A 5,192-nucleotide genomic window follows, 5' to 3' on the forward strand; every position below is an offset into this window, starting at 1 on the left:
TGGCGTGAGTTTCATTTGAAGCCTCCGGTTGGTTTGGCCTATGAACCCTCATGATCCGCCAGATGAGAATCCGCCGTCCTTCTTTGTTTCCACCGCCATCTCCGGCGGGAGGCGTTCATTCCATTTTGCGTGTTAATCGCGACATTAATTTCCAGGTTGTTGCATCGATGCATGAATTTCCTGAGGGCGGCGCAGCAGTAAGAGCCGCTAACACAAGTCATCAACGAAGCACGAGCAGATAACGGCAGCGGCCAAGGAAAGCAAAGCACTATGAATGTCGAGACGCCGGTCGAAACGAATGCGTAGTTTGCCGAAACCGGCAAACCATGCATGCGTGCGCTCGACCACCCAGCGATGCCGCCCGAGCCGCTCCTTCCTTTCCACGCCGCGACGGGCAATACGGGCCGTTCGACCCCGCGGGCCCGGCACGTCAGTACGAGACTGTAGATCGTAGCACTGGCTTTCGCACCGTCAACCGTATCGCTGAACAGCCACGATTTTCTCGATGTCGCAAATGGCCTGATGTCCCGCTCACAGACGTGGTTGTCAATCGGGGCACGGCCATCAGTGACGTAGCGACCCAGGTATTCCCACTGGTTTCGGGTATAGGCGATGGCCTTGCCCAGCAGGCTTTGCGGCACCACCTTCGGTGCCAGTTCATCGAGCCATGCCTTGAACGCCTCGAGCACCGGCACGCTGTGCACCTGCCTCAGGCGCTATGCGTAATCAGCACGGGTCTGTCCGGCAGGCAGGTCGCCTTTGGTCAGCGCCTCGACACGGTACAGGACCTGGAAGTATTCGAGTGCTCTTGCCACGCGAGCGTTCGGCGCCTTCGGTTTTCCGTCATCCCCTTTCTTCTGCGCTGCCTTGTCCGCCTTGACGAACAGCCGGCGCGCGTGCGCCATGCAGCCGAAGTGCGTCGCTTTTTTCAGTGTTCTCCAGGCGCTGTACCCGTCGCTCATCAACATACCGCTGTAGTCGCCCAGGAACTTTGCGGATGCGTCTGGCCAGCGCCCGGGCTGGTACTCAAACAGCACGACCGATTCGGCACAATCCTCCGCGCTGCGATAGACCCATGCATAGCTTTTGCTCTGCGCCGCCCGGCGGGTTCATTGAGCACCTGAAGCGTCGTCTCGTCGCCGTGAACCAGCGACCGCGACAGCAGCGTCCTGTACAGCGCGTCGTACAGGCGACTGTAATGAAGTTCACTGCAGCTTGTAAACGAAGACAGCGGCTGTTAACTTTGGAGCCGTTCATGATCTGTGATGCCGGGCGTTGTCGCACACCCCTGACCTCGATGACTGGGCAAGTTGTCACTGACCGGCATATTCGAGCCATTTCGGGATCGGCGTAATCGAGCCACCGGATGATCGCCACAATCGAGCCAGTCATGATCGGCGCAATCGGGCCACTCGATGATCGGCGTATTGGAGCCACCGCAGGATCGGCGTAATCGAGCCACGTAGCGGGCTCAGTGTTCTGTCGGGCGGCAGCCCGAAACGCATTTCGAATTTCCGCAACCCGGTACCTTCGGTCTTTTTGCCCGGAGGGCCGATGAGTCGAAGGAGGTTCGAAGTGTTTGAGTATCGACAGGTCCTGGCGCGTATGCGTCAGGGCGATTCCGACCGCGACATTGCCAGCGCACGCCTGATGGGGCGTGGGAAGCTGAAGACCGTCAGGCAGGTCGCGCTCGCTCGGGGCTGGCTCGATCCCGGTCGGCCCTTGCCGGACGACGCCGAACTGGCAGCGATCTTCGGACGCAATCCGAAGCTGCCGCGTAGCTGCGTCTCCACGATTGAACCGTTTCGCGATCTGGTGCGCGGCTGGTATGACGCCGACGTGCAGGGCACGACGATCTTCAACGCGCTTCAGCGCAACCACGGCTATACGGGCAGCTATTCGGCAGTGCGGCGCTTCCTGCTGCACCTGAAGGCCGAGCGCGGCGTGAGAGCGACGACGATCCTGGAGTTCGCGCCGGCGGACGCCGCACAGGTCGACTTCGGCGCCGGTCCCGTGCTCACGCATGAGTCCGGGGGCCTGCTCAAGACATGGTTCTTCGTGATGACGTTGTACTGGTCGCGTCATCAATACGCCGAGGTCGTGCTGGATCAGACGGTCGAGACGTGGCTGGCCTGTCACCGGCGCGCCTTCGAATGGTTCGGTGGCCGCGTCGAACGTGTGATCATCGACAACGCTAGGTGCGCGATCACAAAGGCGTGCATGTACGACCCCGAGGTACAGCGCTCGTACGCCGCGCTGGCCGAGGGGTACGGCTTCCGGATCGCTGCATGCCCTCCACACGATCCTGCGAAGAAGGGCGTCGTTGAGGCCGGGGTCAAATACATCAAACGATCCTTCGTGCCGCTGCGCGAATTCCGCGATCTCGCCGACGCCAACCGTCAATTGCGCGACTGGGTGATGCAGCAGGCCGGCACGCGCGAGCACGGCACGACGCGCGAGCAGTCGCTCGCACGTTTCGCCATCGAGAAGCCGCTGCTCGCCAGACTACCCGATGTGCCGCCAGTGCTGGCCGTATGGTGCGAGGTCAAGGTGCATACCGACGGGCACATCGTCTACAGGAAGGCACTTTACTCGGTGCCGTTTACGCTCGTTGGCAAGCAGCTGTGGCTGAAGGCGACCGTCACGGTCGTGCAGGTATTCCACCGCCATGAGCTCGTCGCGACCCATCCGCGGCTGCGCAAGCCCGGCGATCGCCACACGGTGCGTGACCACCAGCCGCCTGAAGCGCAAGCGTGGCTCGAGCACGATCCACAGTGGTGCCTGGGGCGGGCAAAGGATATCGGGCCGGCCTGCCACGCGCTCGTTCTAGCGATGTTCAACGACAAGGTGCTCGTCAACCTGCGCGGCGCGCAGGGCGTCGTGAGACTTCGCGAGAAGGTCGGCGATCAACGGCTGGAGGCTGCGTGCGAGCGTGCGCTCGTGTTCGCCAGCCCCAAGTACCGCACCGTCAAGACGATCCTCGACAAGGGGCTGGACAGCCAGCCCACCGCAGCACCAGCGTCAACGCCTGCCGACACCTATCTGAACGGCGGCCGCTTCGGCCGTGACCTCCATTCCCTTCTGATCCATTGAACGCCTATGCATCCCAGTCCAGAACTGAACACGATCCTCAAGCAGTTGCGCCTCTCGGGCATCCTCGACTCGCTCGAGCAACGCAACCGTCAAGCCATCGACGGGCAACTTGCCTACACGGAGTTCCTCGCCACGCTTCTGCACGACGAGGTCGCGCGGCGAGAGCAGAAGAAGCTCGGCGTGCGGCTCGCCCGCGCTGGCTTCTCCCTGGGCAAGACGCTCGAGAACTTCGACTTCGACCGCGTGCCCAAACTCAACCGCGCTCACATCCATGATCTCGCAACCGGCCGCTACATCGACGAGAAGGTCTCCGTCCTGATGGTCGGCCAAACCGGCGTCGGCAAGTCGCATCTCGCGCAGGCCTTGGGCCACTGCGCCGCACGCCAGGGCCGCGATGTCCTGTTCATCACGCAAACCGAATTGCTCAAGAAGCTGCATGCAGCACGGGCGACTGAGCTCTATGAACGCAAGTTGCAGCAGTTCGTGCGCGTTCCGGTGCTGATCGTCGATGACTTCGCACTCAAACCCCTGCGTGCGCCCCACGACGAAGACTTCCATGACCTGATCGCCGCCAGGTATGAGCGCACGGCGACGATCCTGACGTCGAATCTCGACTTCAGCGAATGGGGCGACGCGTTCCCCGACAACCGCATCCTCGGTGCTGCCACGCTCGATCGGCTACGGCATGGCGCCTACCGTGTCGTCATTGAGGGTGAGAGCTTCCGCAAGCCGAAACCGATGCCCGAAAACGGCGAAAACGCGGTTGCAAAATCAGGCAAAAAAACGCATTCTTGAGTCCCTTCGAAATCGCGTTTCGGGGCCATTCCAGGTGGCCTCATTACGCCGATCATCCCCGGCTCAATTACGCCGATCCGTGACACAAGTGAAGAGTTTGGTGCTGCCGAACGTGGCGACGCTCGCCTGACCAAACGGCTCGTGATGCTGGCGCGTAGGCTTTCGACGAGTCCGCATTGCTCTTTTCCGCAATCGTTCAATGCTTCTTGTCAACGCCGATTGAATTCTGACCCTCGGTGGGTCAGTTTTACATCGGCGCTAACAGCTTCTGAGCTGAAGGCGGCTTATCGGTTTTTCGATAACCCACAGGTGGATGTCGATGGCGTGCTGGGCGCGCACATCGGCCAAACGCTTTGTCGCATGCAGCAGGTGCCGATCGTACTTGCGGTTCAGGACACCACTGAGTTCAATTTGTCTCATTTGCGGGCGACCGAAAGTCTGGGATATGGCTCCGATCCACACGTTCGTGGTTTCCTGATACACAGTCTGCTTGCGCTCACGCCTGAGGGGCTGCCACTCAGCGTGATCGGCCTGAAGACGTGGATACGTAGGCTGGAGGAGTTGGGCAAGAAACATCTGCGCGGACAACGAAGCGTACAAGAGAAAGAGAGCGCGAAATGGCTCGAAGGTATCGAGCAGCTGGGCATACTCAAGACACACTGTCCGCATACGCAAGTCATCGGCGTGAGCGATCGCGAAGGCAATGTCTACGATGTGTTCCTGGCACGGCGGCCTGCCGGTGTTGACTGGCTGGTGCGCGCGTCGTGGAATCGACGCGTTGCACACCCTGATCGATATTTGTGGGAAACCGTGCTAGCCTTGCCAGTGATTGGAGAAACGCAACTGCAGGTGCCTGCGCGCGAAAACCGACAGGCGCGCACCGCACGGCTGGTTGTGCGATGCATGACCGTACGCCTTCGTCCGCCGCAAAATCGTCGTCGCGAGAAGCTTCCCGAAATTGAGGTATTTGCAATTCATGCGTTGGAAACGAACGTAGACGAAGGAGCCGAGCCATTGGAATGGCTATTGCTGACCTCGGTGCCTACGTATCCGCGAGCACGGCCCTCGAGCGTCTGGCATGGTATGCACGTCGATGGACAATTGAATCGTGGCATCGTGTGCTTAGAGCGTGTTAGGAACTTCGATTGAGACCTGGTATCCTGGCGGGATGAAAAGAACCGACCGCAAAGGGTATCCGACAGATGTGTCGGATGAGGAATGGAGTTTTGCGGCGCCGTATCTGACGCTGATGGACGTTGACGCGCCCCAGCGCAAATACGAACTGCGCGACATGTTTGATGCAT

Annotated in this window: 4 protein-coding genes and 2 pseudogenes; 4 read left to right on the forward strand and 2 right to left on the reverse strand. The window is 60.5% G+C overall.

Going from position 1 to position 5,192, the window contains the following annotated elements; genetic code table 11:
* Positions 1–207: 207 nt before the first annotated feature.
* Together AB4Y34_RS40780 and AB4Y34_RS40785 are read right to left on the reverse strand one after the other, a co-directional pair.
* Positions 208–402, reverse strand: a pseudogene (locus tag AB4Y34_RS40780) (transposase); the annotation flags it as partial.
* A gap of 119 nt (positions 403–521) precedes the next feature.
* Positions 522–1,231: pseudogene (locus AB4Y34_RS40785) on the reverse strand (IS66 family transposase); the annotation flags it as partial.
* A 344-nt stretch (positions 1,232–1,575) separates the two neighbouring features.
* Between AB4Y34_RS40785 and istA the strand changes: the two are divergent.
* The 4 genes from istA to AB4Y34_RS40805 all read left to right on the forward strand — a co-directional run.
* Positions 1,576–3,093, forward strand: a complete 1,518-nt coding sequence (istA, locus tag AB4Y34_RS40790) for an IS21 family transposase (RefSeq protein WP_368719196.1) — start codon at positions 1,576–1,578, stop codon at positions 3,091–3,093.
* 6 nt (positions 3,094–3,099) lie between these two features.
* Positions 3,100–3,888: an IS21-like element helper ATPase IstB gene (istB, locus tag AB4Y34_RS40795; RefSeq protein ID WP_368719197.1), complete on the forward strand. Its 789-nt coding sequence runs from the start codon at positions 3,100–3,102 to the stop codon at positions 3,886–3,888.
* Positions 3,889–4,197: 309 nt separating this feature from the next.
* Entirely contained in the window at positions 4,198–5,037 is an 840-nt protein-coding gene (locus tag AB4Y34_RS40800; protein ID WP_368719198.1) for an IS4 family transposase, read from the forward strand.
* A 19-nt stretch (positions 5,038–5,056) separates the two neighbouring features.
* Positions 5,057–5,192 (forward strand): transposase (locus AB4Y34_RS40805; protein WP_368718846.1); only part of this gene is annotated, 136 nt, incomplete at its 3' end.

Source organism: Paraburkholderia sp. BR10954, assembly GCF_040965775.1.
Classification (GTDB): Bacteria; Pseudomonadota; Gammaproteobacteria; order Burkholderiales; family Burkholderiaceae; genus Paraburkholderia; species Paraburkholderia youngii.